Source organism: Streptomyces sp. NPDC053755, assembly GCF_040677675.1.
In the GTDB taxonomy this organism is placed as follows: domain Bacteria; phylum Actinomycetota; class Actinomycetes; order Streptomycetales; family Streptomycetaceae; genus Streptomyces.
On the sequence record NZ_JBFASK010000007.1, the window covers coordinates 110,654 to 137,437 of the forward strand.

General features: G+C 73.0%; 21 protein-coding genes and 1 tRNA gene. 9 read left to right on the forward strand and 13 right to left on the reverse strand.

Translation table 11 applies throughout. From position 1 onward, the window contains the following. Window positions 1-37: 37 nt before the first annotated feature. Together AB0K65_RS10350 and AB0K65_RS10355 are read left to right on the forward strand one after the other, a co-directional pair. On the forward strand, window positions 38-1,366 hold the full coding sequence (locus AB0K65_RS10350; RefSeq protein WP_365715355.1) for a nicotinate phosphoribosyltransferase: 1,329 nt from the start codon (window positions 38-40) through the stop codon (window positions 1,364-1,366). A 107-nt stretch (window positions 1,367-1,473) separates the two neighbouring features. Next, complete coding sequence (locus AB0K65_RS10355; protein WP_365715356.1) at window positions 1,474-2,073, forward strand: isochorismatase family protein; 600 nt, start codon at window positions 1,474-1,476, stop codon at window positions 2,071-2,073. A 66-nt stretch (window positions 2,074-2,139) separates the two neighbouring features. On the opposite strand, the gene AB0K65_RS10360 is transcribed toward AB0K65_RS10355, so the two are convergent. Then, on the reverse strand, window positions 2,140-2,433 hold the full coding sequence (locus AB0K65_RS10360; RefSeq protein ID WP_365715357.1) for a hypothetical protein: 294 nt from the start codon (window positions 2,431-2,433) through the stop codon (window positions 2,140-2,142). A 123-nt stretch (window positions 2,434-2,556) separates the two neighbouring features. Beyond that, window positions 2,557-5,001: an immune inhibitor A domain-containing protein gene (locus AB0K65_RS10365; RefSeq protein WP_365715358.1), complete on the reverse strand. Its 2,445-nt coding sequence runs from the start codon at window positions 4,999-5,001 to the stop codon at window positions 2,557-2,559. 371 nt (window positions 5,002-5,372) lie between these two features. On the opposite strand from AB0K65_RS10365, the gene AB0K65_RS10370 reads away from it, so the two are divergent. After that, the gene (locus AB0K65_RS10370; protein WP_365715359.1) at window positions 5,373-5,642 is read left to right on the forward strand and encodes a hypothetical protein; all 270 of its coding nucleotides are present in this window, start codon (window positions 5,373-5,375) and stop codon (window positions 5,640-5,642) included. 32 nt (window positions 5,643-5,674) lie between these two features. Here the strand turns inward: AB0K65_RS10370 and AB0K65_RS10375 are convergent, their stop codons facing one another. Both AB0K65_RS10375 and AB0K65_RS10380 read right to left on the reverse strand, forming a co-directional pair. Continuing rightward, window positions 5,675-6,412 carry an RDD family protein gene (locus tag AB0K65_RS10375; protein WP_365715360.1) on the reverse strand — a complete coding sequence of 246 codons (738 nt, stop codon included), beginning with the start codon at window positions 6,410-6,412 and terminating at the stop codon, window positions 5,675-5,677. Window positions 6,413-6,628: 216 nt separating this feature from the next. After that, window positions 6,629-8,176, reverse strand: a complete 1,548-nt coding sequence (locus tag AB0K65_RS10380; RefSeq protein ID WP_365715361.1) for an RDD family protein — start codon at window positions 8,174-8,176, stop codon at window positions 6,629-6,631. A gap of 335 nt (window positions 8,177-8,511) precedes the next feature. Between AB0K65_RS10380 and AB0K65_RS10385 the strand changes: the two genes are divergently transcribed. Next, the gene (locus tag AB0K65_RS10385) at window positions 8,512-9,030 is read left to right on the forward strand and encodes an SsgA family sporulation/cell division regulator (RefSeq protein ID WP_365715362.1); all 519 of its coding nucleotides are present in this window, start codon (window positions 8,512-8,514) and stop codon (window positions 9,028-9,030) included. A gap of 15 nt (window positions 9,031-9,045) precedes the next feature. Here the strand turns inward: AB0K65_RS10385 and AB0K65_RS10390 are convergent, their stop codons facing one another. Then, the gene (locus tag AB0K65_RS10390; protein WP_365715363.1) at window positions 9,046-10,425 is read right to left on the reverse strand and encodes an FAD-linked oxidase C-terminal domain-containing protein; all 1,380 of its coding nucleotides are present in this window, start codon (window positions 10,423-10,425) and stop codon (window positions 9,046-9,048) included. 108 nt (window positions 10,426-10,533) lie between these two features. Here AB0K65_RS10390 and AB0K65_RS10395 point away from each other — a divergent pair, with 108 nt between their 5' ends. Then, window positions 10,534-12,084: a tetratricopeptide repeat protein gene (locus AB0K65_RS10395; RefSeq protein WP_365715364.1), complete on the forward strand. Its 1,551-nt coding sequence runs from the start codon at window positions 10,534-10,536 to the stop codon at window positions 12,082-12,084. 103 nt (window positions 12,085-12,187) lie between these two features. Here the strand turns inward: AB0K65_RS10395 and hppD are convergent, their stop codons facing one another. After that, complete coding sequence (gene hppD / locus AB0K65_RS10400; RefSeq protein ID WP_365715365.1) at window positions 12,188-13,333, reverse strand: 4-hydroxyphenylpyruvate dioxygenase; 1,146 nt, start codon at window positions 13,331-13,333, stop codon at window positions 12,188-12,190. A gap of 121 nt (window positions 13,334-13,454) precedes the next feature. On the opposite strand from hppD, the gene AB0K65_RS10405 reads away from it, so the two are divergent. From AB0K65_RS10405 to AB0K65_RS10415, 3 genes are all read left to right on the forward strand, one after another. Then, window positions 13,455-13,928 (forward strand): Lrp/AsnC family transcriptional regulator, encoded by a 474-nt coding sequence (locus AB0K65_RS10405; RefSeq protein ID WP_365715366.1) that lies wholly within the window; start codon window positions 13,455-13,457, stop codon window positions 13,926-13,928. 90 nt (window positions 13,929-14,018) lie between these two features. After that, on the forward strand, window positions 14,019-14,600 hold the full coding sequence (locus AB0K65_RS10410) for a winged helix-turn-helix domain-containing protein (protein ID WP_365715367.1): 582 nt from the start codon (window positions 14,019-14,021) through the stop codon (window positions 14,598-14,600). Between the two features lie 195 nt (window positions 14,601-14,795). Beyond that, window positions 14,796-16,103, forward strand: coding sequence for an MFS transporter (locus AB0K65_RS10415; RefSeq protein WP_365715369.1), 1,308 nt, complete (start codon window positions 14,796-14,798; stop codon window positions 16,101-16,103). On the opposite strand, the gene AB0K65_RS10420 is transcribed toward AB0K65_RS10415, so the two are convergent. From AB0K65_RS10420 to AB0K65_RS10435, 4 genes are all read right to left on the reverse strand, one after another. Beyond that, the gene (locus AB0K65_RS10420; protein ID WP_365715370.1) at window positions 16,036-16,830 is read right to left on the reverse strand and encodes a S16 family serine protease; all 795 of its coding nucleotides are present in this window, start codon (window positions 16,828-16,830) and stop codon (window positions 16,036-16,038) included. The genes AB0K65_RS10415 and AB0K65_RS10420 overlap by 68 nt on opposite strands. Window positions 16,831-17,062: 232 nt before the next feature. Further along, complete coding sequence (locus tag AB0K65_RS10425) at window positions 17,063-17,704, reverse strand: helix-turn-helix domain-containing protein (RefSeq protein ID WP_189975433.1); 642 nt, start codon at window positions 17,702-17,704, stop codon at window positions 17,063-17,065. A 475-nt stretch (window positions 17,705-18,179) separates the two neighbouring features. After that, window positions 18,180-19,970 (reverse strand): DEAD/DEAH box helicase, encoded by a 1,791-nt coding sequence (locus AB0K65_RS10430; protein WP_365715371.1) that lies wholly within the window; start codon window positions 19,968-19,970, stop codon window positions 18,180-18,182. Window positions 19,971-20,239: 269 nt separating this feature from the next. Continuing rightward, entirely contained in the window at window positions 20,240-21,736 is a 1,497-nt protein-coding gene (locus AB0K65_RS10435) for an MFS transporter (protein ID WP_365715372.1), read from the reverse strand. A 169-nt stretch (window positions 21,737-21,905) separates the two neighbouring features. Here AB0K65_RS10435 and AB0K65_RS10440 point away from each other — a divergent pair. After that, window positions 21,906-21,980, forward strand: a tRNA-Cys gene (locus AB0K65_RS10440). A 132-nt stretch (window positions 21,981-22,112) separates the two neighbouring features. On the opposite strand, the gene AB0K65_RS10445 is transcribed toward AB0K65_RS10440, so the two are convergent. The 3 genes from AB0K65_RS10445 to AB0K65_RS10455 are packed head-to-tail and all read right to left on the reverse strand — an operon-like array spanning window position 22,113 to window position 26,607. Then, on the reverse strand, window positions 22,113-24,425 hold the full coding sequence (locus AB0K65_RS10445; RefSeq protein ID WP_365715373.1) for a molybdopterin cofactor-binding domain-containing protein: 2,313 nt from the start codon (window positions 24,423-24,425) through the stop codon (window positions 22,113-22,115). Continuing rightward, window positions 24,422-25,735 carry a 2Fe-2S iron-sulfur cluster-binding protein gene (locus AB0K65_RS10450; RefSeq protein ID WP_365715374.1) on the reverse strand — a complete coding sequence of 438 codons (1,314 nt, stop codon included), beginning with the start codon at window positions 25,733-25,735 and terminating at the stop codon, window positions 24,422-24,424. Before AB0K65_RS10450 ends, AB0K65_RS10445 begins: the two co-directional genes overlap by 4 nt. Next, on the reverse strand, window positions 25,732-26,607 hold the full coding sequence (locus AB0K65_RS10455; RefSeq protein ID WP_365715375.1) for an FAD binding domain-containing protein: 876 nt from the start codon (window positions 26,605-26,607) through the stop codon (window positions 25,732-25,734). The genes AB0K65_RS10450 and AB0K65_RS10455 overlap by 4 nt, the downstream gene beginning before the upstream one ends. Window positions 26,608-26,784: the final 177 nt, after the last annotated feature.

The window sequence follows — 26,784 nt, forward strand, 5'->3', positions numbered from 1 at the left end:
CGTCACTCTGACGAGTATTCGGGGTAGCATCGCTGACATGAACGCTGCGGACCTTGGGCTCCCGGTGGACGTGCCGTCGACCGCGCTCTTCACCGACCAGTACGAGCTGACCATGCTCCAGGCGGCCCTCCGGGGCGGCACCGCCGACCGGCGCTCCGTCTTCGAGGTCTTCACCCGGCGCCTGCCCGAGGGGCGGCGCTACGGCGTGGTGGCCGGCACGGGACGGGTCCTGGACGCCGTCGAGAACTTCCGTTTCGACCCGGCCGTGATCGGCTTCCTGCGCGAGCAGGGCATCGTCGACGAGCCGACCCTCCAGTGGCTCGCGGCCTACCGCTTCTCCGGGGACATCTGGGGCTACCCCGAGGGCGAGGTGTACTTCCCCGGCTCGCCCCTCCTCCGGGTCGAGGGCTCCTTCGCCGAGTGCGTGCTCCTGGAGACGGTGATCCTCTCGATCCTCAACCACGACTCGGCCATCGCGGCGGCCGCCTCCCGGATGTCGGCCGCGGCCGGCGGCCGGCGGCTGATCGAGATGGGCGCCCGGCGCACCCACGAGCTCGCCGCGGTCGCCTCCTCGCGGGCGGCGTACGTCGGCGGCTTCGACTCCACCTCGGACCTCGCGGCCGGCTTCCGGTACGGCATCCCGACCGTCGGCACCTCCGCCCACGCCTTCACCCTGCTGCACGACACCGAGCGGGACGCGTTCCGGGCACAGGTCGACTCGCTGGGCAGGGGTACGACGCTGCTCGTCGACACCTACGACGTGGCCGAGGCGGTCCGAACCGCCGTGGAGGTGGCGGGCCCGGAGCTCGGCGCCGTGCGGATCGACTCCGGCGACCTGCTCCTCGTGGCGCACCGGGTGCGCGCGCAGCTCGACGAGCTGGGCGCGACGAACACCAGGATCGTGGTCACCTCGGACCTCGACGAGTACGCCATCGCCTCCCTGGCGGCGGCCCCGGTGGACGCGTACGGGGTGGGGACGCAGCTGGTCACCGGCAGCGGGCACCCGACCTGCTCGATGGTCTACAAGCTGGTCGCCCGCGCCCAGTCGGCGGACCCCAAGGCGCCGCTGACGGCGGTGGCGAAGAAGTCGCTGGGCGGGAAGGCCTCGGTCGGCGGCCGCAAGTGGGCGGCGCGCCGGACCGACGCGGACGGCGTGGCCGAGGCGGAGGTGATCGGCACGGGCCAGGTCCCGCCGCAGCCGGCCGACCGCCTGCTGCTCGTCGAGCTGGTCAAGGGCGGCGAGGTGGTGGCCCGCGAACCGCTGGAGGCGGCCCGGGCGCGGCACATCGCGGCGCGGGCCGGGCTGCCGATGTCGGCGATGCAGCTGTCCCGGGGCGAGCCGGTGCTGCCGACCGAGTACGTGTAGGACGCAGTCGTAACGCCCTGAAATGCCCCCTCCCGAAGGGAGGGGGAAGTCTCTAGGCTCGAAGCCGTTCCCCCCGCCTCCGATCCGACCCGCTAAGGACTCCCCCCATGCACCGCGCATTGATCGTCGTGGACGTTCAGAACGACTTCTGCGAGGGCGGCAGCCTCGCGGTGGCGGGAGGAGCGGACGTCGCCGCCGCCATCACCGACCTGGTCGGAGAGGCGGCTGGCGCCGCGTACCGGCACGTGGTGGCCACCCGCGACCACCACGTCGATCCGGGCGACCACTTCGCCGCGGAGGGCCAGGAGCCGGACTACGTCACCTCCTGGCCGGTGCACTGCGTCGCCGGCACGGAAGGGGTCGGCTTCCACCCCAACTTCGCTCCGGCGGTCGCCAGCGGGGCGATCGAGGCGGTCTTCGACAAGGGCGCCTACGAGGCGGCGTACAGCGGCTTCGAGGGACGCGACGAGAACGGCATGACGCTCGCCGAGTGGCTGCGCGAGCGTCAGGTCGAGGAGGTCGACGTGGTGGGCATCGCGACGGACCACTGCGTGCGGGCGACCGCGCTGGACGCGGCACGGGAGGGCTTCCGCACGCATGTGCTGCTCGACCTCACGGCCGGTGTCGCGAAGGAGACGACGGACCGCGCGCTGGAGGAGCTGCGGAGCGCGGGGGTCGAGCTGACCGGGAAGCCGGTCGTGGCCTGAGTCCGGCCGTGACCGGCCCGTCGCGGGGCGCCCGGCCGCCCGGGCGCCCCGCGACGGCGGCGCCGGTCAGCCGGTCGGCAGGGAACGTATGGGGTGCCACAGCTCCTGGGCCGTGGACCGCCACAGGAGGCCGTCCGGGTGGTGGAGCACCGCCGTGATCTCGTCCGGCGTCGGGGGCTCCGCGTTGCCCCGGAGGTAGACCGCCCGCAGCCCGTGGTTCCGCAGCCTGGTCAGGGCGCGGGCACGGTTCGCCGCGTGGACGAGGAAGCGGACGGTGGCACCGTCGCCCGCCGGGCTCGGCAGCCCGATGGCGACGACCACGCTCCCCCCGGGCAACTTGCAAAAACCTCCACCAGGCATGCCGAAACCACTCCCCCGTACGTTCGCTGTCAATAAGGAATCCGTCAGACGCACCTAAACACGATCGGCCGCCGCCCGCTAGAGGGCGACGGCCGATCACGCTTTGACCTGCGGTTTTACTCTTTACTTCTGGGACGGACCCACCTGGACCGTGATCGTCTGGCCATCCTTCGGCTCCTTGACGACCTGGATCTTGGTGTTGGTGTCAGTTACCTTGACGCCGGCCCGCTCGGTCTCCTGGTACCAGTAGGTACCCCGCCGGTCGTCGAAGACCGGGTTGCCGAGCTGCGAGCCCACCCACGCCGGCACGCCGGCCTTGTGCAGCCGGATCGCGTCGGTGCGGTAGGTGCCGAAGGTCGAGTCGTAGGACTGGACACGGTTGCGCATCAGGGTGCCGTCGGCGTTCTTCAGCGGCGTCGGGTGCGCGTCGACCGGCAGGATCAGGCCCTGGCCCGGGTGGACGGCCGTGTTGTTGTCCTTCTGCGAGGTGTCCCACAGCCAGACGAGCAGACCGTTCTGGTACGGGTAGTGCTCGACCCAGCTCGCCTTGTCGCCGGTGAACCCGAAGTTGTACGGGCCGACCTTCAGGGTCGCGTCGTACGAGACGTACTGGCGGTTCTCCGCGAGGTAGTACTGCTCGTACTCCTTGGTGAAGCCCTTGCCGATCCGCGAGAAGCCCTTGGCCGTCCAGCCGTTGTCGCCGTTCTCGACGTTGTCCGAGAAGACGGCGGCACCGTCGGCGGTCAGCGTGATGGCGTCGGCCGCGAAGCCCTTGCCGCCCGCGCCGCCGTCCGTCTGGTAGCGGAAGCGGAGGTCGAACTTCTTGCCGGCGTAGGCGTCCAGGCCGTACACCAGGTTCTTGTACGCGCCGGAGACGTCGGTCAGCGCCGGGGCGCCGCTCGCGTCGCGCGGCAGCGGCTTGCCGTCGGCGGTGCCGTCCAGCGCCGTCCAGTTGGCGCCGCCGTCCGTCGACACCTCGGTGTAGAGGTAGTCGTAGTCCAGCTCGATGTCGTACCAGCCCTTGAGCTCCAGGGTGGCCTTCGACTTGCCGGTGAGGTCGACGGAGCGGGTCAGGGTGTTCTTGAGGTCGTCACCCATGTCGCTCCACCACTGCGTGGCACCCTCGGCGGGCGCGACGACCTCGGTGGTGACCCGCTTCTTCGGCAGCTCGACGACGAGCGCCTGCGGGTTCTTGGTGTTGTACGCGGCCACGCCCAGCTTGTGGGTGGACTTCGTGGCGCGCTGCTCGTTGCTCACCTTGGTGTAGTCGAGCCAGCCGAGCTGCAGCTTGTCCCACGAGTTCATGTCGCCGGGCAGGTCGCCGATCGAGTCCTTGCCCCGGCCGAGCCAGGAGCCGGAGGACATGAGGGACCAGAAGCCGGTCGAGTTCTCGGCGCCGGCCTTGCCGGAGGTGTCGTACAGGTCGGGGAGACCGAGGTCGTGACCGTACTCGTGGGCGAAGACGCCGAGGCCGCCGTTCTCGGGCTGCATCGTGTAGTCGCCGACCCAGATGCCCGAGGTGCCGATCTGGGTGCCGCCCGACTTGTTGTTCGCCGGTCCGGTCTTGCCCGCGTCCGTGCCGTACGCGTACCAGCGGTGGGCCCACAGGGCGTCGCCGCCCTGGGCGCCGCCGCCCGCCGACTCGTCCTCGCCCGCGTGGACGATCTGGAAGTGGTCGATGTAGCCGTCGGCCTCGTTGAAGTTGCCGTCGGCGTCGAAGTCGTAGCGGTCCCACTGGTCGTACTGCGCCAGGTCGGCCTTGATCTGGGCGTCGGTGCGGCCCTTGGCCTTCTGGTCGGCGGTCCACGCGGTGACACCGTCGCGGACGGCGTCCCAGACGTTGGCGCAGTTGCTGTTGCCGCAGTAGTTCGAGCCGTAGCGGGCCTCGTTGTACTCGACCTTGACCCAGTCGGAGACGCCGCCCTCGACCGAGTACCGGCCGGAGGAGGTCTTCTCGTAGTAGGTCTTCAGGCTCTCCTTGGGCTGGCCGGTCTTCTTGTCCTTGCCGGTGCCGAAGTAGAGGTCCTGGAAGTGCTGCTGGTTGTAGTCCTTCTGCCAGGCCGTCGAGTTGTCCTTCGTACGGTCCGGCTCGGCTATCTGGTTGTGCAGCGGGCCGGGCGTGCCGCCGAACTTCGGCTTCGGCTCGGCCGTGTCGTCGTCGGCGCGGTCGACCAGCGTCGTGCTGTCCACCTTGTCGCCGAACTCGACCAGGATCGTGAAGATCTTGTCGGTCTTCTCCCGGCCCAGCTCGACGTACTTCTTGCTGTCGAGCTTGACGACCTGGGAACCCCCGCGGCGCTCCACCTTGGCGTCGCCGCTCAGCACCTGCTCGAGCGCGGCCTCGCGCTGCTGGGCCTGCTGCTTGCTGAACGGGCCGTCGAGGTCGTGGTCGACCGCGGTCTTCTCCACGTGGTTGCCGGGAGCCGGGTCCTGACGCTCGATGCCCGCCGGCGCGCCCGGGCCCTTGTCGTCGGCCCATGCGGTGGTGAAGGTCGAGGCGGTGGCGGCGGTGGCCGCGAGCGCCACGACGACTGCGGACGCCTTGAGCGCCCGTCGTCTGTTGGTCACTTGATGTAGTCCTCCCCGGCGCCCCGATGCCACGGACCGGAGGTGGGGTGATGTCCGCGGGCGGGGTGCGCGTCACAAGTGACGACATTCGACCGGAGTTACGCGAGAAAAGACAGACCTTGACTTGCACATACCAACTGCACTATGCAGGAGCGGTCTTCCGGTATGCGGACATCCAGCAGGCGCATCGCGACGGGAGGTTGGCGAATCGATGACTCCATGCGCCCCTTGTGCACCCGCACCGTGGGTGAGGTCACGCTTACCACCGGTTCCGCTCGGGCATGGACCCTCGTAGAGTCGCTCGGGTGTGTGCCCACCCGGCGCCAGTCAGGGAGTGCGACCCGCCGATGCCTCGAGGGACGGTACCCGTCATGCCGCGTCCGAACGCCGCACAGATCGCCTACGGTTCGGCGACCGTCGTCTTCTCCACCGTCGCCCTGCTGCTGCTCTCCCGTACGACCGGCACCCTGGGGATCGTCGTCGTCTGCGCCGCCGGACTCCTCCTCGGACTGGTCGTGGCGACGACGCTGCCGGCGCACCGGCGGTCCCGGCCGGCCGCGGCGCCGCTCCCCCGGAACGACGAGATCCGGGTTCCGCCCGTCCGCGTGGGTGCGGGGGCCGATACCCGGATCGGGTCGTGAGCCGCTGACTCCTCGGTCTCCGGTTCCTCGGTCTACCGGGCCACGGAGACCTCCACGGTCTTCGCCGCCTTGTCGTGAAGGCCCTGCTTGTAGGGCTTGTCCACGAGGATCAGGATCAGGATCAGCAGCGGCCACAGGCAGGCGCAGCAGATCAGCGCGGGCAGCCACAGCACGACGGCGCGGATGAGCGAGGCGTTCATCGGCGGTGTGGAGCCGTCGTTGAGCATCGCGACCCGCAGCTTCAGCCACTTCTTGCCGAGGGTCTGGCCGTTCCTGGCCGTCATCACCGTGTCGTAGGCGACGTACGCGACGATGGTGATGAGCTGGAAGACCAGCTGCGCCCCGCCGTTGAAGCTGTTGACGGTGTCGCCGAAGTCGGCGTCGTTGTCCGTCGCGCGCTGGTAGACGTCGAACGGGATGCCGATGAGCGCGAGCGGCACGGCGATGATCAGCCAGTCGATCAGGCGGGCGAGGATGCGCCGGCCGGAATCGGCGAGCGGCGGCATCCCGGCGAGCGGATCCGCACCGCCGTAGCCCCCGCCGAACCCGCCGCCGTAGGGCGGTGGAGGCGGCGGCGTACTGCCGTACGGCGATCCCGGAGGCGGGCCACCGGGGGGCGGGCTGCCGGGGGGCGGCCCTCCCGGCGGCGGACCGTCCGGGGGCTGACCGCCGTAGGGGGACCCCGCCGACGGCGGCGTGGGGTCCTGCGGCTTCTTGCGGAACGGATCGTCCTCGGGCGGCTGTCCGGGCGTCGGCTGGTCGTTGCTCATGGGGGCAGTGCACCCCGCGCGAGGGCGCCCCGCAACGCTTCGCCGCCCGTACGGGGGACCGCCGTACGGGTCCTGATCGGCCGTCCGACCGGACCCGCCGCCGGGCCGCGCCGATTCGGTCCCGGTTCGGTTCGGTCGGTTCGGTACGCCGTCGGTCACCGGCGGCTCGGTGCCGCCGCCGGGTCGGTCCCGGTCGTCTGCCGGAGGGCCCGTCGGTCAGCCGGCGACGAAGGTGTGGGCCGTCTTGTCGTGCCAGCACTGCCGCCACGGACGGTCGAAGAGGCACCAGAGCACGTTGAGGACACCGACCGCGAGCAGCCCGAGGAGGCTGTACACGAGCCAGCGGCGCAGGGACGCGCCGAAGGTCGGCGGCTCGTGCGCCTCGATGTCCCGGACCTGGAGCCCGCACAGCTTCTTGCCGAGCGTGCGGCCCCACTTGGCGGTGGGCACCGCCTCGTACAGCAGGCCGAGGACGAGCAGGACGGCCAGCGCGATCCCGAAGTAGAGGGAGGTCGTGCCGTCGAGGAGCCACACCTGGACGGTGACTCCGGACTGCTTGGCCGCCTCGATCTTGGCGTCGATGTGGTCGAGCGCCTTGACGACGAAGGGGAACGACGCCGCCCCGGTGAGCGCACCGAGCACGACGGTGTCGACGAGCCGGGCGGCGAGCCGCTTGCCGAGTCCGGCCGGGCGGGCGGCGGCCTGGGCGCGGGCGGCCTTGAGGAAGGGGTCCTCGACGGGTGGCTTCCAGGGCACGACGGGCTGTCCGGCCTCGGCCGTCCCTCCGGTCCCCGGCTGGGCCAGCTGGTGGACCTGCTGCGGCCAGGAAGGGGCGCCGCCGCCGGGGCCGGTCGTGACCGGGGCGGAGCCGGCCGCCGGAGCCGTCCCGGACCGGCCCGGGAGGCGGCCCTGCGCGGGGGTCTGCGGACCCGCGGCCGCGGAGGAGGCGTTCGGCCCCTGGGGGCTCTGCTGGGCGGGCGCCGTCCGCGGCCCCTGCTGGACCGGTGCTCCCGTCCCGCTCCGCGGACCCTGCGGTGCGTCCTGATGTCCCGGCCTGCCCTGCGGCGCCTGGGCGCCGCCTCCCTGCTCCTCCCGCGCGGGCGCGTCGGTCCGGTCGGCCGCCGGGGCCTGCGCCCGCGCCGTCGGCTGGGGCTGTGCGGGGGACGGTGCCGGGGACTGCGCCTGCGGCGGGAACGCGCGGATCGTCATCGTGCCCTCGGCGCCCGGCCGCTGCCGGTCCGTCGCCTGCTGGGGCCTGCGCACGCCCGGCAGGGCGCCCCCCGTCGGGTCGGCGGACGCCGGCGTGACGGGCATGCCGCCGAGCCTGGCCGGGGACGCGGACACGCGGGGGTCCTGCACGGCGGCCGGAGGTGTGGACTCCGCGTCCGGCGCGCCCCACGAGACCTTCTGGTCGCGGTCGCCGCCGAAGCCCGTCTGCCGGGAGACGTCCGCGTGCCACGCCGACGCCGGCTCGGGGTCGGGACGGGTCTCGACGACCGGGTCCTCGTCGAGGAAGACCGGCCCGGTCTCCTCCACGGCGGGCACCGGCACCGGCGCGGGCGCCGTGTTCGGGACGAGGGCCGGGCCCGGGGGCATCGTCCCGGCGGACGGCCCGGGCAGGGCCTCGCCCTCACGAGGCGCGGGACGGCTCGTCCCGGGCACCCAGGCGCCCCCGTTCCAGTACCGGATGTATCCGGGAATGGACGGGTCCGGGTAGTACCCGGCCTGCGGTACCTCCCCGCCGGCTCCAGGAGGAGTAGCCACTGCCCCGACTCCGTTCCGTCACAACGCTTCCACGACCATCGGGCGCGCGGCCCAAGGAGGACAGTAACGAAGAACGCGGCCCCGGGAAGACGGAGGCCGGGAGAAAACCCGCCTTCGAGCGACATCCCCACAAACTCGCCACTCACCGTCACCCTCAGGCCGAGGCTCGCCCGTCGGACGGATGTTCTCCCCTGACCCGTCACCGATCGTGACGACGGGCCGATTCCCCCGACTTCCCGAAAAAAGCTCGCCGAAGTCGCGTCATACCTCGCCCCGGCCGCGCTCTTCCTCGGTGCGGGCCCGTCCGGGCCGCGTACACGAGAGGGAGCAAGGCCATGCGGAACACCGAGAACACCGTCGTCGAGCGCGAGCTGGAGCTGAAGCTGGTGCTCTCCCCCGAGCGCGCCGTCCCCGTCCCCGCCCGGCTCGTCTACCGCACCGACGACCCGTACGCCGTCCACGTCACCTTCCACATCGGGTCGGACCACCCGGTCGACTGGACGTTCGCCCGGGAGCTTCTCGTCGAGGGCGTCTTCCGGCCGTGCGGCCACGGGGACGTCCGTGTCTGGCCCACGAAGGTGGAGGGGCGCGAGGTCGTGCTGATGGCGCTCTCCTCCCCCGACGGCGACGCGCTGCTCGAAGCGCCCTCCGGGCAGGTGTGCGCCTGGCTTGAGCGGACCCTGCGCACCGTCCCGTCCGGCACCGAGGCCGAGCGGCTGGGAATCGACGACGGCATCGACGCGCTCCTCGCGACGACCGCCGTCCGTGACGAGGTGTGGCTGCGCGACCCCTCGCCGTCCCTCGGCGGGGAGACCACCCGGCCGAGGGACGAGCCGCAGGACGGTGAGGGGTGAGGCCGGTGACGGAACTCAGAACAGCTTGCCGGGGTTGAGCAGGTTCAGCGGGTCGAAGGTGCGCTTGATGCCCCGCTGGAGTTCGAGGCCGACCGGCCCCAGCTCGCGGGCCAGCCACTCCTTCTTCAGCACGCCCACGCCGTGTTCGCCGGTGATCGTGCCGCCCAGTTCCAGACCGAGGGCCATGATCTCGTCGAAGGACTCCCGCGCCCGCCGGGACTCGTCCTCGTCGGCGTGGTCGAAGCAGACCACCGGGTGCGTGTTGCCGTCGCCGGCGTGGGCGCAGACGCCGATGGTCAGGTCGTACTTCGCGGCGATGGCGGCGGTGCCGTCGAGCATCGCGGCGAGCTTCGTCCGCGGTACGCACACGTCGTCGATCATCGTCGCCGGCTTGACCGTCTCCAGGGCGGTCAGCGACAGCCGGCGTGCCTGCAGCAGCAGTTCGGACTCGGCGGCGTCCTCGGCGGGGACGACCTCGGTCGCCCCCGCGGCCGTGCACAGCTCGCCGACCGCGGCGAGATCGGCGACCGGGTCGGGGGTGTCGAAGGCGCACAGGAGCAGCGCCTCGGTCGTGTCGGGGAGCCCCATCCGCGCCAGCCGGTTGACCGCCTGGACGGTGGTGCGGTCCATGAGTTCCAGCAGCGAGGGGGTGTGGCCGCGCTCCATGATGGAGCAGACGGCCTCGCAGGCGGCGGCCGCGGAGGGGAACTCGGCGGCGAGGGCGAGCTGGCGCGGTGGCTGGGGCCGGAGCGAGAGCACCGCTTTGACGACGATGCCGAGGCTGCCTTCCGAGCCGACGAAGAGCCTGGTCAGGTCGTATCCCGCGACGCCCTTGGCGGTGCGGCGGCCGGTGGTCAGGAGCCGGCCGTCGGCGAGGACGACGTCGAGACCGAGGACGTACTCCGTCGTCACCCCGTACTTCACACAGCACAGGCCGCCGGACGCGGTGCCGATGTTCCCTCCGATGGTGCACATCTCCCAGCTGGAGGGGTCCGGCGGGTAGTACAGGCCGTGTTCGTTGACGGCCCGGGACAGCACGGCGTTGATCACCCCCGGTTCGACCACGGCGACCCGGTCGACGGGGTTGATCTCCAGGATGCGGTCCATCCTGACCAGGGAGAGCACGATGCAGCCCTCGGAGGCGTTGGCGGCGCCGGACAGGCCGCTGCGCGCGCCCTGGGGGACGACGGGGACGCGCAGTTCGGTCGCGGTGCGCATCACGTACTGCACCTCCTCGACCGTGCGGGGCAGCACGACGGCGGCCGGGGTGCCGGCCTCGCAGAAGCTCGCCATGTCGTGGGCGTAGGAGGCGGTGACGTCCCGGTCGGTGATCAGCGCCTCGGCGGGCAGGCCCGCCCGCAGTCGTTCCTGGAGCCGCGTCAGAAGATCGTCCATACGTCCAGCGTGGCACCCGGGGCCATCGGTGTGAACCCGCCGGACGTTCGCCTTCCCGGAGCGGAGTGGGCGCTTCGTGTGCTCTTCGTACTGGCGCACAGTGGCGCCATGAAGACGGAGAACGTGTCCCGGACGGTCCTCGCGGCCGGGGTTGCGGCGGTGATCGCGGCGACGGCGCTGCTGTACGCCCCCCAGTTCGCGCCCGGCCTGTTCGACGACCGCCCGCAGGCCCCCGGGCCGGCCGCGCGGGCGAGGCTCGCGGCGGACGCGGGCGCCCCCGCGTCGCTGCCGGATCTCGCCGCGCTGATCGGCGACCGGGAGAAGTGGCTGACGAGGCATCCCGGTGACGAGGCGTCGTGGGCGGTGCTGGGAGCGGCGTACACGGAGCGGGGTGTGCGGCTGGGCGACGCCTCGTCCTACGCTCCGGCGGAGCGGGCGCTGCGGCGCTCGCTCGCGGTGGTGCCGGCCGAGCGGGGCAACGTCGACGCCCAGTTGGGACTCGGGGCCCTGGCCAACGCGCGCGGTGACTGGAAGTCGGCGCGGACGTGGGCGGAGCGGGTCCGCACGGCGAACCCGAAGCGGTGGTCGACGTACCCGGTGCTGATCGACGCGTACAACGGGCTCGGGGACTACGCCTCCGCGCGGAAGGCGATGAGCACGCTGGAGGAGCTGCACACGGGCGCGGCGGTCAGCGCGCGGGCGGCCCTGACGTACCGCGACCGCGGCTGGCGCGAGGACGCCTCGGCGGCGGCGCTCGACGCGGTGGGGCTCGCGGAGACCGCCACGGAGAAGGCGGTCGGGCTCGCGCGCCTCGGGGACCTGGCCTGGGAGCGGGGCGAGCGGGAGGAGGCGGTGGCGCAGTACGGGGCGGCGCTGGGTCTCGTACCGGACCACGGTCCGTCGCTGGCCGGTCGGGCGCGGGCGCTGGCGGCGCTGGGCCGTACGGACGAGGCGGCCCGTGACTACCGTGCGGCGCTGGCTCACCGGCCGGCGCCGGAGTACGCCCTGGAGGCGGGCGAGTTCTTCGAGTCGCTGGGGATGCACGAGGACGCGCAGGCGCGGTACGACCTGCTGCGGACCCGGGTGTGGGCGAACCGGTCGGACGCGGAGGTGGCCCTCGGGCTGTTCGAGGCGGACCACGGCGACCCGGTGACGGCGGTACGCCGGCTGAAGGCGGAGTGGGCCCGCGGACACCGGTCGGTGCGGGTGGCGGACGCGCTGGGGTGGGCGCTGTACCGGGCCGGGGAGCCGAAGGAGGCGCTGGAGTACGCGAAGCGGGCGACGGACGAGGGGCTGCGGAGCGCGCTGTTCTCGTACCACCGGGGCGAGATCGAGCGGGCGGTGGCGGAGGACGGCCCGGCCAGGCGCCACCTGGCGGAGGCGCTGCGGATCAATCCGTGGTTCTCGCCGCTGCTCGCGGTGAAGGCGCAGGAGGCGGTGGCGAAGCTGGGCGAGCCCTCGGACGAACCGCCCGGGGAGCTGCGCCCGGTCACCCCGCGGACGGAGGAACCCGCGCGGGAACAGGCCGCGGGGCAGGGGCAGGGGGCCAGGCAGGGGCAGGGAACCGCGCAGGGGGAGGTCACCGCGCGGGGGCAGGCGACAGGGCAGGGGCAGACCACCGCGCGGGGGCAGGCGACGGTGCCCGCTCCGAGGGCGTAGCCCGGGGCGCGTGATCGGGCGGACAGGGGTGTGGCCCCACGGCTCGTGCCGTGGGGCCACACCTACGCGCGGGGGCGTACCGGCGCGATGGTCCGGAGACGTCCTACAGGTTGCCGCGCTTCTCCTGCTCGCGCTCGATCGCCTCGAAGAGGGCCTTGAAGTTGCCCTTGCCGAAGCCCATGGAGCCGTGACGCTCGATCATCTCGAAGAAGACGGTCGGCTTGTCCTGCACCGGCTTGGTGAAGATCTGCAGCAGGTAGCCGTCCTCGTCACGGTCGACCAGGATCTTCAGCTCACGGAGGGTCTCGACGGGCACGCGGGTCTCGCCGGCCCACTCGCCGAGGGTGTCGTAGTAGGAGTCGGGGGTGTCGAGGAACTGGACGCCCGCCGCGCGCATGGAGCGGACGGTCGCGACGATGTCGTTGGTGGCCAGGGCGATGTGCTGGACGCCCGCGCCGCCGTAGAACTCCAGGTACTCGTCGATCTGCGACTTCTTCTTCGCGATCGCCGGCTCGTTGATCGGGAACTTCACCTTGAGGGTGCCGTCCGCGACGACCTTGGACATCAGCGCCGAGTACTCGGTCGCGATGTCGTCGCCCACGAACTCCTTCATGTTCGTGAAGCCCATGACCTTGTTGTAGAACGCCACCCACTCGTTCATCTTGCCGAGCTCGACGTTGCCGACGCAGTGGTCGATGGCCTGGAAGGTGCGCTTGGCCGGCGGCTCGACGATCGGGGCGGCGGCGACGAAGCCCGGCAGGTAGGGGCCGTCGTAGCCGGAGCGCTCGACGAGGGTGTGGCGGGTCTGGCCGTACGTCTTGATGGCGGCGAGGACGACGGTGCCGTTCTCGTCCTTCACCTCGTACGGCTCGGTGATGCCGGTGGCGCCGTGCTCGACGGCGTAGGCGTACGCGGCGCGCGCGTCGGGCACCTCGATCGCCAGGTCGACGACGCCGTCGCCGTGCGCGGCGACGTGGTCGGCGAGGAAGCGCCCCCACTCGGTGGAGGCCTTGATGACGGAGGTGAACACGAAGCGGGCGGCGCCGTTCGTCAGGACGTAGCTGGCGGTCTCGCGGCTGCCGTTCTCCGGTCCGGAGTAGGCGACCAGCTTCATGCCGAAGGCCGTGGAGTAGTAGTGCGCGGCCTGCTTGGCGTTGCCGACGGCGAAGACGACCGCGTCCATTCCCTTCACGGGGAAGGGGTCGGCCTGCCGCGCCGTGGAGGGGGTGTGCTGGATGGTCTCAGTCATGGGGGCAGAGTCCCGCCGATCGGCAAGCTGCGCAATAGTTCGCCTGGGGACTGGGCAATCTGACCAGCCAGACGCCAGTATGGGCGGACTACTTGTACAGGATGACCACCGGGAGGCCGCCGTGGCGATCGATCATCTGGACGGACGTCTGATCGTGCTTCTGGCGAGGGAGCCGCGCATCGGGGTCCTGGAGGCCTCCCGGCGCCTGGGCGTGGCGCGTGGCACGGTCCAGGCGCGGCTCGACCGCCTGCAGGCGAACGGGGTCATCCGCGGTTTCGGGCCGCAGGTCGAGCCGGCCGCCCTCGGCTATCCCGTGACGGCGTTCGCGACGCTGGAGATCAAGCAGGGCCAGGGAAGCGACGTCCGCGCGCACCTGGCGACCGTCCCCGAGGTGCTCGAACTCCACACGACCACCGGCCACGGCGACATGCTCTGCCGCCTGGTCGCCCGCTCCAACGCGGACCTCCAGCGCGTGATCGACCGGGTCGTCGGTTTCGAGGGCATCGTCCGGGCCTCCACGGCGATCGTGATGGAGAACCCCGTGCCGCTGCGGATCATCCCGCTGGTGGAGCAGGCGGCGGAGGACGCCGGCTGAGAGGGGGACGCCGTGGCGACCGAGCGGTGACAAAGAAGTGATTGCAAAGAAACCCTTGCACACATCTCTTTGCAACCCTAGGCTCGTCCCATGTCCGCACCCGAGGAACGCGTCAGCCGTACGCTCGATCCGCGCTCACTGCGCGGACTCGCCCACCCCCTCCGCATCCAGCTGCTGCGCGCCCTGCGCCACAACGGGCCCGCCACCGCCTCCCAACTCGCCGAGCGGCTCGGCGAGTCCAGCGGAGCGACCAGCTACCACCTGCGCCAACTCGCCGCGCACGGCTTCGTGGAGGACGACCCGTCCCGGGGCAAGGGCCGGGAACGGTGGTGGAAGGCGGCCCAGCAGGGCACCTCCGTCGACGCGTCTCTGCACCAGGACGCGAACCCCGAGGTCCGGGGCGCCATGGAGGTCTACCTCCACGAGATCGCGACCATCCACACCCAGGAGCTGAACACCTGGCTCGGCACCCGCCACGACTGGGACGCGGCGTGGGCCGGCGCCAGCGACATGAGCGACTTCACCCTGCGCCTGCCGCCCGGGCGACTCCAGGAGCTGAACGCCAGGATCCACGCCCTGATCGACGAGTACCACCAGAGCTCCGTCGCCGACGCGCCGGGCGCCGCCCGCGTACGCATGCACCTGCACGCGTTCCCCCAAGGCGAGTACTGACGGAAGGGACCCCGAAGACGCCATGCACACCGACATCCATCTGGAGCTCCACCGCCTGCGCTCCGCCGAACTCCGCGGAGCCGTAGCCCACTTCGTGCCGCGCACCCCGCTCCGTACCCGACTGGGCTGGAACCTCGTCGCGTTAGGGCTGCGCCTGGCCGTCCCCGCCACCGCCCGACCACGGCCGCGCGCCGTATGAGTGCGTCGGGAGGACGGGCTCCCCTGGCCACCGTCCTGGCCGCCAACGCCGTCTCGATCACGGGCAACGCGCTCACCCTCATCGGCGTCCCCTGGTTCGCGCTGGACACCACGGGCAGCCCCGGCAAAGCCGGCCTCGTCGCCTTCTGCGCGGCCGCCCCCGTCGTCGTGTCCGCGATCATCGGCGGCCCGGTGATCGACCGCATCGGGCGCCGCCGGATCAGCGTCGTCTCCGACCTCGTCTGCGCGTTCGCGCTGGCCGCGATCCCGCTCCTGCACCGCGCCGGCCTGCTGGATTTCTGGATGCTGTGCGCGCTGATGGCCGTGACCGGCCTCTTCCACGCGCCCGGCGAGACCGCCCGCCACGTCCTGGTCCCCGACCTGGCCCGCGGCGCGGGAACCCCCCTCCCCCGCGCCGCCAGTCTCTACGACGCCGTCTCGCGGGGCGCCCGGATGTCCGGCGCCGCACTCGCCGGTGTCCTCGTCGCCGTCATCGGCGCGGATGCCGTCCTGCTCCTGGACGCCGCCACCTTCGGGCTCTCCGCCCTGCTCGTGCTCGTCGGCCTGCGGAACGTGCCGTCCGCCGCGCCCCGCCCCGACCCGGCCCCCTTCTCCCTGTCCGGCTACCGCGCCGACCTGCGCGAGGGGTACGGCTTCGTGCTCCGCTCCCGGCTGCTGCTCGGCGTCGTCCTGATGGTGATGACGACCAACGGCCTCGCCCAGGGCTGGAGTGCGATCCTGCTGCCCGTCCACGCCCGGGAGAACCTCGGCGGCTCCGCCGCCCTCGGTCTGCTCGTCGCCGTCTTCGGCGGCTGCGCGCTCCTCGCGGCGCTGCTGTACGGGGCGGTCGGCCATCGCTTCCCGCGCCGGGCCCTCTTCACTGCCGGGTTCCTGCTGTGCGGGGCCCCGCCCTGCGTGGCGGCCGCGCTCACCGACACCACGCTTCCGCTGCTCGTCACGATGGCGGCGGGCGGCCTGGGCGCCGGCCTTCTCAACCCGATCCTGGCCACCGTCGTGTACGAACGCGTCCCCGACGAGCTGCGCAGCCGGGTCTCCGGCGTGACGACGGCCGGGGTGCTCCTGACGACCCCGCTGGGTGGCCTCGCCGCCGGACAGCTGATCGAAGGAGCCGGACTGACGGCGGCGCTGCTCGCGTTCGGCGCTGTCTACTTCCTGGCCACGCTCGCCCCGGCGGTGTTTCCCTGCTGGCGCGAGATGGACTCCGTCCCCCCGCGCGTCAGCAGCTCGGAACCCTCGACTCCTGCCCCTGCTCCAGCGCCCGGAGCGAGGACACCGCGTCGCTGAGCGTGGAGACCGGGATCAGCCGCATCCCCTCCGGCAGCTCCGCCTGCGCGTCGGAGCACTCGGCCTTCGGGACGAGGAAGACGCTCGCCCCGTCCCGGCCGGCCGCCTGGGTCTTCAGCGAGACGCCGCCGACCGCGCCCACGGTGCCGTCCGGCCGGATCGTTCCCGTACCGGCGATGGTCCGGCCGCCGGTGAGGTCCCCTCCGGCCCCGTCGCCGTCGAGCTTGTCGACGATCCCGAGCGAGAAGAGGAAACCGGCGCTCGGCCCGCCGATGTCGGCGAGGTGGAGGGTGACCTTGACGTCCTTGGGGTTCAGGTCGAGATGGCCGAGCGCGGCGAGGACGGCGGCGTCCTGGGACTGCTTCATCTCTCCCAGGTTGTGCTTCGCGACCTCGGCGTCGGACTTGCCCGGGGGGTAGACCGAGGCACGCGGCAGGACGGCCCGGTCGGTACGGAACCAGGCGTCGGCGACGGTCGCGAAGTCGTTGTCCACGCTCGGGCCGGTGGCCACGATGGTGGTCATCAGCAGCTTCCCCTCGGTCTCGCGGACGGGAGCGCCGGTGACGGTGATGACCTCACGCCCCTTGTCCCGGCCGAGCACGTCGGCGGTGGAGCCGGGCTGCGCGATGGCGAACGGCAGCGGCGCGAGTCCGGCGACGGCGAAGAGCGCGGCGACGGGCAGAGCGCTGAGCGCGAGGGCACGGTTGCGCGTGAGACGGGAGAGCACGGACCCAATCTACTGGGCGGCCGGCTCCCGGCCGGAGCGGAGGCCTCCGCACGGACGGTCCGGCCGGAGGACGTCCGCACCCGGTGGCGGGCGCCCCTCCCGGTCCACGGCGACGCCGGTCCGCCGGCCGCGCCGAGCGCCCGGACGGCGACGATGCCGCCGACCGGACGACGCTGCTGCCGAAACACGCCCTCGGGAGTGTCCGGAAGGTCCCGCCCGGGCTGCGCCGCCCTCAGCGCAGCGCGTCGGCGACCTCGCGGGCCGCGTCCACCACCCGGGGGCCCACCCGCTCCGGTACCGCGTCGGCGAGCATCACGACGCCGACGCTGCCCTCTATCCCGGTGATCCCGACCAGCGGGGCGGCCGCGCCGCTGGCGCCGGCCTCCAGTTCGCCGTGGGTGAGGGTGAAGCCGGGCTCGATCAGGCTGCCCTGGCGGGCCGCCAGGATCGCGCGGCCGGCCGCCCCCCGGTCCAGCGGGTGGCGGAAGCCGGCCCGGTAGGCCACGTGGTAGTCGGTCCAGGTCGGTTCGACGACGGCGACCGCCAGCGCCTCCGCCCCGTCGACCAGGGTGAGGTGGGCCGTCGCCCCTATGTCCTCGGCGAGCGAGCGCAGCGCGGGCAGCGCCGCCTCGCGCACCAGCGGATGGACCTGGCGGCCCAGCCGGAGCACACCGAGCCCGACCCGGGCGCGGCCGCCCAGGTCGCGGCGGACGAGGGCGTGCTGTTCGAGTGTGGCGAGCAGACGGTAGACGACGGTCCTGTTGACACCGAGTTTGTTGGACAACTCGGTGACCGTCAGACCGTGATCGGTGTCGGCGAGCAGTTTGAGGACTCGAAGTCCCCGGTCGAGCGTCTGGGAGGTCTCCGCGGTCACGACGCCCTCTCCTTCGGAGTGATCGGAGTGAGTGACGGCGGTCCCTCTACGGAAGCTGCGACACCGGTCCCGTCGGCGACGCACGTCAGAGGCCGCCGGCAGGCCATGCGCACCGGCTGCGCTCCGCGGCGGCGCTGCCACGGGGCGTTCATTGCGGGGACAGTAGCGAGCCACTCCGCTCAGCGGAAGACCTCGTCCAGAATCCGGGCGCGAGCGACCGGATACAGACGGTTCGAGGCGTAAGTCGGCCGGTCACAGTACTTCGGCGGACAAGATCGGCTTTGTCGGCCCGCTCGTGCGAGGGGCGGGACCCCCTGGCGCGAAGGGCCCGTACGCGGTTCGAGCAGAGGGGCACGACACCCCTGAGCCCGAAGGGCCCGTACGCGGTTCGCGTACGGGCCCTTCGCCGGGTCCGGGTGGCGGCTTCGGTGTCCGGTCCCCGCGCCCGGCCGGTACGCCGCCGGTCACCCCCGCGTCAGCGCATCCGGGTGGCCCACTCCTGCACCTTCTTGATCCGTTCCCGGATCTGTCCGGCGGTCGCCTCGGCGCTCGGCGGCCCGCCGCACACCCGCCGCAGCTCGGTGTGGATGACGCCGTGGGGCTTGCCGCTCTGATGGACGTACGCCCCGACCATCGTGTTGAGCTGCTTGCGCAGTTCGAGCAGTTCCTTGTGCGAAACGACGGGGCGCCGCTCAGCCGGGAGCTCCAGCAGGTCCGCCTCGGAGTCCGGCCTCTTGCGGCTGTGGGCGATCTGCCGCGCCTGGCGCTTCTGGAGGAGGAGCTGCACCTGGTCGGGTTCGAGGAGGCCCGGGATACCGAGGTAGTCCTGCTCCTCCTCGCTGCCGGGGTGGGCCTGCATGCCGAACTCGGCACCGTCGTAGAGCACGCGGTCGAAGACGGCGTCGGACTCCAGCGCCTCGAACGGCAGCATGTCCTGCTCGCCGGTGTCCTCGTCCTGCTGCCTCTCGGCCTCCGCCATCTCCTTCTCGGACTCGGCGTACGGGTCCTCCTCGCCGTTCTTCTTCGGCTTGTCGAGGACGTGGTCGCGCTCGACCTCCATCTCGTTGGCGAAGCCGAGGAGGTTGGGGATGGTGGGAAGGAACACGGAGGCGGTCTCGCCGCGCCTGCGCGAACGTACGAAACGTCCCACGGCCTGCGCGAAGAAGAGCGGGGTCGAGATCGTCGTCGCGTACACGCCCACGGCGAGGCGGGGCACGTCGACTCCTTCGGACACCATGCGGACGGCGACCATCCAGCGGTCGTCGTTCTCGCTGAACTCGTCGATGCGCTTGGAGGCGGCGGCCTCGTCGGAGAGGACGACGGTCGCCTTGGTGCCGGTGATCTCGCGGATCAGCTTGGCGTAGGCGCGGGCGGAGTCCTGGTCGGAGGCGATGACGAGCCCGCCGGCGTCCGGGATGCCCTTCCTGACCTCGGTGAGGCGCTGGTCGGCGGCGCGCAGGACGTTCGGCATCCAGTCGCCGCGCGGGTCCAGGGCGGTGCGCCAGGCCTGCGAGATGGCGTCCTTCGTCATGGGCTCGCCGAGGCGGGCGGCGATCTCGTCGCCGGCCTTGGTGCGCCAGCGCATGTTGCCGCTGTAGCTGAGGAAGATGACGGGACGCACGACGCCGTCGCCGAGGGCGTTGCCGTAGCCGTACGTGTAGTCCGCCGACGAACGGCGGATCCCGTCGTTCCCCTCCTCGTACGTGACGAAGGGGATCGGGTTCGTGTCGGAGCGGAAGGGCGTACCGGTCAGCGCGAGCCGGCGGGTGGCCGGGTCGAATGCCTCCAGGCACGCCTCGCCCCAGGACTTGGAGTCACCGGCGTGGTGGATCTCGTCGAGGATGACCAGGGTCTTGCGCTGCTCGCACCGGTTGCGGTGGAGCATCGGCCGGACGCCGACACCGGCGTACGTGATGGCGACGCCCTGGTACTCCTTGCTGAGCGGCCCGGCGCTGTAGTCGGGATCGAGCTTGATCCCTATGCGCGCGGCGGCGGCGGCCCACTGCTTCTTCAGGTGCTCGGTGGGCGCGACGACCGTCACCTGCTGGACGACATGGTGGTGCAGCAGCCAGGAGGCGAGGGTCAGCGCGAAGGTGGTCTTGCCGGCGCCGGGCGTCGCGACCGCGAGGAAGTCGCGGGGCTGGTCCTGGATGTACTTCTCCATGGCCCCCTGCTGCCAGGCTCGCAGCTTGTTGGCGGTGCCCCAGGGGGCGCGGCCGGGAAAGGCGGGAGAGAGGTGGTGGGAGGAGGTGGCGGTGGTAGTCACGGTCTCCGGTTCGACGCTCGTCCAGATATGACAACCGGGCCACCCTACCGGCGGCCCGCCCGGAACCACGTACGAACGCCCCGGGGTCGCGCCGGGTGCGACTCAGCTCACGTCTCCTCGCGGAGGGCCCGCGGACGGCTCGCGCTCAGGGTCGCGTCCTCGCGGTCGCCGGTGGCCACCTCGATGACCGGCTCGTACGCCTCGTCCTGGTCCGGATCCCGTACGGCGATCCGCCGGCCGGCGCAGGCGCGCTCCGCCAGGTGTGAGGCTCATGGGGCCACCGTCGTACCCGATCCCGATCCCGATCCCGCTCCCAGCCGGGTGGCGACCCACGCCCCCACCAGCGCCACCCCCGCCATCGGCAGGAACACCGCCGCGAAGGCCGTCGGGTGGGCCGTCGAGGCCGAGGCGGCCGCGTGGCCCACCGCTCCCCCGCCCAGGGCCGCGAAGGCCGCGCCGCCCGCCGCCAGGAGGAGGACGTTCGACAGGGCGTCCGAGATCTGCAGGGCCGCCGAGTTCGCGCCGGCCTCCTCGGGGGCGGAGAGCTTCAGGAGCAGCACGCTCGTCGAGGCGATCACCAGCCCCATGCCCAGGCAGCCGAACCCCCACGCCACCGCGACCACCCACACCGGCACCGAGGCGATCAGGACGCTCGGCGCGGTCGCGATGGCCGCCGCGACCAGCAGCATGCCGACGACGACGAGCCGCTGCCGGTACGGCTCCGTCCACGGCCGGGACTGGAGGTAGGAACCGAACGCCCAGGTCGCGCCGCCGACCGCGAGCGAGAGGCCGGCCAGCGTGGGGCTGAGGCCGCGTTGCGTGACCAGCATCAGCGGGACGAAGGACTCCGCCGCGATGAAGGACCCGGCCGCGACGCCCCGGAGCAGGACGACGGAGGGAAGGCCCCGCGCGGCCCGGTACGTACCGCGCGGCAGGAGACCGCGCGCGGACGGCACGAGGAGCGCGGTCCCGGCCGCCGCGGGCAGCAGGGAGAGCCAGCGCAGGTCCTGCCCGGCGTACTGCAGGAGCCCCGCGCCGACCGCGATGCCCAGCGCGAGCCGGATGCGCCGCCGGTCGTACGGCGGCAGCGGCGCGGCGGGGTCGGCGGGCCCGGAGGCGGTGCGGCGGATCGCGGGGAGCGCGAGGGCGAGCGGGAAGACGACGAGTGCCGGGATCCCGAGGAAGACCCAGCGCCACCCGAGGTGCTCGGTGACGGTACCGGAGGCCAGCGGCCCGACGACCGAGGGCACCACCCAGCCGGCCGCGAAGGCGGCCATGATCGCGGGCCGCAGCTGTTCCGTGTACGCCCGGCTGACGACGACGTACAGCGCCACGATGACCAGTCCGCCGCCGAAGCCCTGGACGGCGCGGCCGAGGACGAACAGCCACATCGTGCCCGCGGTGCCGGAGAGCAGGAGCCCGGTGGCGAAGGACGCGATGCCGGCGGTCAGCGGGGTGAGCGGCCCGGCCCGGTCGGACCACTGCCCGGACAGGACCATCGCGAAGAGGCTGGTGGTGAAGTAGGCGGAGAAGGCGAAGGCGTAGAGGGGGATGCCGTGCAGCTCACGCGCGGCGACGGGCATGGCGGTGCCGACGGCGGTCGCCTCGAAGGCGATGAGGACGACGACGGAGACGATGCCGACGCTGAGCGCCCGGTGGGCCCGGTCGAGGACGGAGGGCTCGGGACCTCCGATGGGACGGTGACCCGCGGCGTCGGCGGCTGAGGCGACGCCGGGGTCGGCGTCTCGGGGTTCCAGGGCACTCATGCCCCTCAGAGTAAGGGGCGTGAGCACGGATGGACCCTGTCCCAAGGACGGGGAGGACTCGGCACTTGGTCCTACGACCGTGAACGGCGTATGGCAGTCGTGTTGCGGGGCGCCCGGATCCCTTGAGCCCGCCCCGCACCCTCCGTACGGTCGTACTCGTGCACAACACGACCGTGTGCCCGAGTGGTTGAGGGACTCGCCTGCAAAGCGAGGTACGTGGGTTCAATTCCCGCCACGGTCTCCAGCCGACGACGCCGGTGCGGCCCCGCTGACAGAGGGGGCGGCACCGGCGTCCGTCGTCATCCGCGGCCCCTGGCATCCCCCGGCCGACCCCCCGGCGCCCCTCGGCTCGCGAGGGGCGCCGAGACGCGCCGGGTCAGGTCTGGGGTACGGCCACCGCGGCCTGGGGCCTGATCGGCAGGCGGTTGACGGGGCGGCCGGTCGCGGCGCGGACCGCCGAGGCCACCGCTGCCGGGGAGGTGACCACGGGGACCGCGCTCGCCGCCTTCGCGCCGAAGGGGGCCACCACGTCGCGCTCCTCGACGAGCTTCACGATGCGCACGTCCGGGGCGTCCAGCGAGGTCGGCAGGGCGTACCCGGTCAGGTCGGGGTGCCGGACCAGGCCGCGGGCCGTGCGGAGGTTCTCCGTGAGGGCCGCGCCGACGCCCTGGGTGACGCCGGCCTCGATACGGGTCGCCAGCTGGGCCGGGTTGAGGACGCGGCCGACGTCCTGGGCCACGGCCATCTCCACCACGCGGATGGAGCCGAGCTCGATGTCGACGTCCACCACCGCCCGGATCGCGCAGAACGCGAGGCCGACGAACGCGTCGCCCTGGCCCGACTCGTCCAGGGGCTCCGTCGGATGCGGGCGGCACTGGGCCGTCGCCCACAGCTCCTTGCCGTCCATCGCCTCGGTGACCGTCGTCGACAGCACGCCGTCGTACGAGGTGATCTTGCCGTCGGTGATCTGCAGCAGCTCCGTGGACATGCCGAACTTGTGGGCCAGGGGCTGGAGCAGCTGCGTCCGGACCATCTTCGCCGCGCGCTCGACCGCGCCGCCCGAGACCCAGGTGTGCCGGCCGTGGGTGGCCGGGCCCGCCGGGGGCTGGTCGGTGTCGACGCCGGCGACGTGGACCTCGTCGATGCCCAGCGTCTCCTGGACGATCTGACGAGCCAGGGTGGTGAAGCCGGAACCGGTGTCCACGGCGGAGCAGATCACCGTCGCGACCCCGTCGTGCACCTTCACCGTCGCCGTCGACACCTCGTCCGCGCCTTCCGCGCCGAGCATGTGCACCATGCCCAGGGCGTAGCCGACGCCTCGCCGGACGGCCCCCGGCTCGCCCGCGCCCTCCGGGCCGCCCGGGAGCAGCCAGTCGTCCTCAGGGGTGTCCAGAGGCAGCGCGGGCAGCGGGAAGTCGCGTACGGCGGAGAGGAGTTCGGCCACCGGGGCCGGGCAGGTCACCGTCTGGCCGGTCGGCAGGATGTCCCCGGTCGCCAGGACGTTCCGCAGGCGGACGTCGACCGGGTCGAGGCTCAGCTTCGCCGCCAGCTTGTCCATCTGCGCCTCGTACGCCGCGCACACCTGCAGGGCGCCCTCGCCGCGCACGTGGCCCGACGGCGGGTTGTTCGTACGGACGGCCCAGCCCTCGATGAAGGCGTGTGGGACGACGTACGGGCCGCAGGCGAAGGAGACGGCGGCGGCCAGGGACTCGGCCGAGGCGTCGGCGTACGCGCCCGCGTCGAGCAGGATCTGCGCCTCCACCTTCACCAGCCGGCCCTCGGCGTCGGCGTGGTGGCGGTAGCGCAGCAGCGTCGGGTGGCGGTGGGCGTGGCCGAGGAAGGACTCCTCGCGGGTGGCGGTCAGCTTGACCGGGCAGCCGGTGCGCAGCGCCAGCAGTCCGAGCGGGATCTGGAAGCCGGGGTCCTCGCGGTCGCCGGTGGCGCCCGGGACGCCGGTGACGACGAGCTTGACCTGGTCGGGCGCGAGCCCGAAGCAGGCGGCGGCCAGGTCGCGGTCGGTGTGCGGGTCGGTGGAGGCGGTGTAGATCTCCACGCCGCCGTCGGGGCGGGGCACGGCGAGTCCCGCCTCCGCGCCGATCGGGGCCGGGTCCTGGCGTCCGATGCGGTAGAGCCCTTCGACCACCACCTCGCCGGCCGCCTCCGCGTCGCCGAAGCGCAGCGGGATGTGGCGGATCAGGTTGCCGTCGGGGTGCAGGGCGGGCGCGGCGAAGGCCTTCTCCGGGTCGGTGACCGGTTCGAGGATCTCGTACTGGACGGCGATGGCCGCCGCCGCGAGCCGGGCGGTGTCCGGGTGGTCGGCGGCCACGGCGGCGATCGCCTCGCCGTGGTGGCGGACCAGTTCGGAGGCGAAGACAGGCCGGTCGGCGACGGTGCGGCCGTAGGTCGCCTCCCCCGGCACGTCGGCGTGCGTCACCACGGCCCGGACGCCGGGCATCTCGGCGGCGGCCGTCGTGTCGATGGAGACGATCCGGGCGTGCGGGTGCGGCGAGCGGAGCAGCGCGGCCCACAGCAGGCCCTCGGCCCACAGGTCGGCGGCGTACGGGAAGGTGCCCTCGGTCTTGGCCCGGGCGTCGGCCGGCGGGAGCGAGGCGCCCAGGCCGTGCGGCGGCAGTTCCTGCTGGGCGCCGTCGAGGGCGGTGGGGGTGGCGGTGGTCGCGTCGCTGCTCACGCCATGCCTCCGTCGTGCGGGTGGGGGATCTGGTGCGGGATACGCGCTTCGTCGGCGTGGTCCGCGGCCGCGGCCGCACGCCCGGAGACGACGTCCTGGACGGCGTCCAGGACGCCCCGGTAGCCGGAGCAGCGGCAGAGGTTGCCGCAGAGGGCCTGGCGGGTCTCCAGCTCGGTGGGGGCGTGGTTGCCCTCGAGGAGGTCGTGGACGGTCATCGCCATGCCCGGGATGCAGAAGCCGCACTGGACGGCTCCGCACGCCGCGAGTGCGCGCTGCACGTCGGACGGTTCGCCGTCGGTGGCGAGTCCCTCGACCGTGCGCACCTCGCTCCCGGCGGCCGTCGCCGCGGGCACCAGGCAGGAGGCGACGAGCCGGCCGTCGACCTGGACGTTGCACGCGCCGCACTCGCCCTGCGAGCAGCCGTCCTTGGCGCCGGCCAGGCCGAGCCGCTCGCGCAGGACGTAGAGCAGGGACTCGCCGATCCAGGAGTCGGTGACGGGGCGGTCGGCGCCGTTCACCCGCAGGACGTACGAGGTGTGCGGATGCTCGTCGCTGTCCGCGCTGCTGCCGGTGGAGACGGCGGGAGCGGACGCCTCGCCGGGCGGTGCGGTGATCTCGTCCGGGGCGGCGGCTTCCGGTGCCTCGCCCGGGGCGGGCACGGCGTCCCCCGCCGGCGGGTACGCGGCTTCGGGTTCCCGCTCGGGAGCCGGAGCGGCTTCCGGCCCGACGGCCGCCTCGGACCCGGGCGCGGTGTCCGGTGCGGCCCCGGCTTCCGGTTCCGGTACGTAGCCGGCTTCCGGTTCCGGTTCGTAGCCGGGCCCGGGTTCCCGGACGAAGCCGGCCTCGGCCCAGGGCGCCGGCGCGCCGCCCGGCAGGGTCGCCGGGGCGCCGCTCGTGTACGGGGCGAGCATGGAGGCCGTGTACTCGCCGGACTCGTCCGCCGTGTCCGGGCCGTCCGGCACGACCGGGATACGCCACTGGCCGGTCGCCGCCGACTCCGCCTCGGCCGGTGGCTGGTGTGCCGGTCCGGACGCCTCGGGGAAGGTCCACTGGCCCGTCGCGTGCGGATCGGCCGCCTCGGCGGGCTGCTGCACCACCCATGAGCCGGTCGCCGTCGGGTCGCCGGCCGCCAGGGGCGTCAGCGGGGTGATCATCGGCGGGACGTAGCCGTGCCCGGGCGCCTCCAGCGGGACCCCGTCCAGCATGAACTCGGGCGGCAGCTGGACGAAGGCGGTGGCGTCCCCGTCGTACCCCTCGCTCTGCGGGATCGGCTGCCAGCCACCCGTCCGGTCCTCGTGTTCGTCGCTCACGACAGCGCCCTCCCCAGTGCCCGTCGGGCCAGCGCGGCGACGGTGCGCCGCAGGTGCAGTACGGCCGGGGGCAGCTGTTCGTCACCCTCCGGGTCCGGGATGCAGGCGGCGGCCACGTACTCGCCGAACGCCGCCAACGCCTCCGGCGCGAGTCCCCGCGCCCCGTCCCAGTCCACCAGGGAGGCGATCCAGTGCTCCGCCTCCAGCGGCCGCAGCGGCATCGGGGCGATGGCGCCCACCGCGCAGCGCACACCGCGCCTGGCCGGGTCGAGGACGACGGCGACGGACGCCGTGGCGCGGGCCGGGCCGGTGCGGCCGGTCGCTTTGACGAAGACCTGGGGGGCGTGCAGCAGCGGTACGCGGACGAAGGCGACCAGTTCGCCGGGGGCCAGCAGGTCGCGGCCCGCCAGGAGGTGGGAGACGGGGATCTCGCGGGTGCCGAGCGGCCCCATGACGACGAGGTCGGCCTCCAGGGCCGCCAGGACGGGCAGGGAGTCACCCGTGGGCGCGGCGGTGACGATGTTGCCGCCGAGGGTGCCCGCGTTGCGGATCTGGGGCGGCCCGGCGGCGCGGGCGGCCGCGGCGAGGGCGGGAATCAGCGCGGCGAAGTCGGGGCGGCCCATGCGGGCGTGGGTGAGACCGGCCCCGAGCAGGGCGTGGCCGTCCTGGTACTGCCAGCCGCGGATCTCGTTGATCCGGCCGAGACCGACGAGGCCGGCGGGCCGCAGCTGGCCCTTGTTCACGGCGGCCATCAGGTCGGTGCCGCCCGCGACGGGCACGGCGGCCGGCATGGCGGTGAGCGCCGCCACGGCCTCGTCGAGCGAGGCGGGCAGCGTCACGGACTGCGCCGTCTGTGGTGCGTGCGTGGTCAACCCGCTGCCCCTTCCCGGTGTCCCCGGCGGTCCCCGACTCGTCCCCGGCTGTCACGCCTGTGTGGCCGTACCGTACGTGCTCACAGCCTGGACGTGGCAACTCTGGCACATCTTCCGGGCGGTCCGGCGCGAGGGTCCGCGAAGGCTGGTTCCGTCCGGGAGATCCCGCGAGCGGCG

What these genes read in the sequence shown, in the direction of transcription:
- AB0K65_RS10350 (WP_365715355.1), top strand. Translation starts at nt 38, where the DNA reads ATGAACGCTGCGGACCTTGGGCTCCCGGTGGACGTGCCGTCGACCGCG.
- AB0K65_RS10355 (WP_365715356.1), top strand. Translation starts at nt 1,474, where the DNA reads ATGCACCGCGCATTGATCGTCGTGGACGTTCAGAACGACTTCTGCGAG.
- AB0K65_RS10360 (WP_365715357.1), bottom strand. Translation starts at nt 2,433, where the DNA reads ATGCCTGGTGGAGGTTTTTGCAAGTTGCCCGGGGGGAGCGTGGTCGTC.
- AB0K65_RS10370 (WP_365715359.1), top strand. Translation starts at nt 5,373, where the DNA reads ATGCCGCGTCCGAACGCCGCACAGATCGCCTACGGTTCGGCGACCGTC.
- AB0K65_RS10375 (WP_365715360.1), bottom strand. Translation starts at nt 6,412, where the DNA reads ATGAGCAACGACCAGCCGACGCCCGGACAGCCGCCCGAGGACGATCCG.
- AB0K65_RS10385 (WP_365715362.1), top strand. Translation starts at nt 8,512, where the DNA reads ATGCGGAACACCGAGAACACCGTCGTCGAGCGCGAGCTGGAGCTGAAG.
- AB0K65_RS10390 (WP_365715363.1), bottom strand. Translation starts at nt 10,425, where the DNA reads ATGGACGATCTTCTGACGCGGCTCCAGGAACGACTGCGGGCGGGCCTG.
- AB0K65_RS10395 (WP_365715364.1), top strand. Translation starts at nt 10,534, where the DNA reads ATGAAGACGGAGAACGTGTCCCGGACGGTCCTCGCGGCCGGGGTTGCG.
- hppD (WP_365715365.1), bottom strand. Translation starts at nt 13,333, where the DNA reads ATGACTGAGACCATCCAGCACACCCCCTCCACGGCGCGGCAGGCCGAC.
- AB0K65_RS10410 (WP_365715367.1), top strand. Translation starts at nt 14,019, where the DNA reads ATGTCCGCACCCGAGGAACGCGTCAGCCGTACGCTCGATCCGCGCTCA.
- AB0K65_RS10415 (WP_365715369.1), top strand. Translation starts at nt 14,796, where the DNA reads ATGAGTGCGTCGGGAGGACGGGCTCCCCTGGCCACCGTCCTGGCCGCC.
- AB0K65_RS10435 (WP_365715372.1), bottom strand. Translation starts at nt 21,736, where the DNA reads ATGAGTGCCCTGGAACCCCGAGACGCCGACCCCGGCGTCGCCTCAGCC.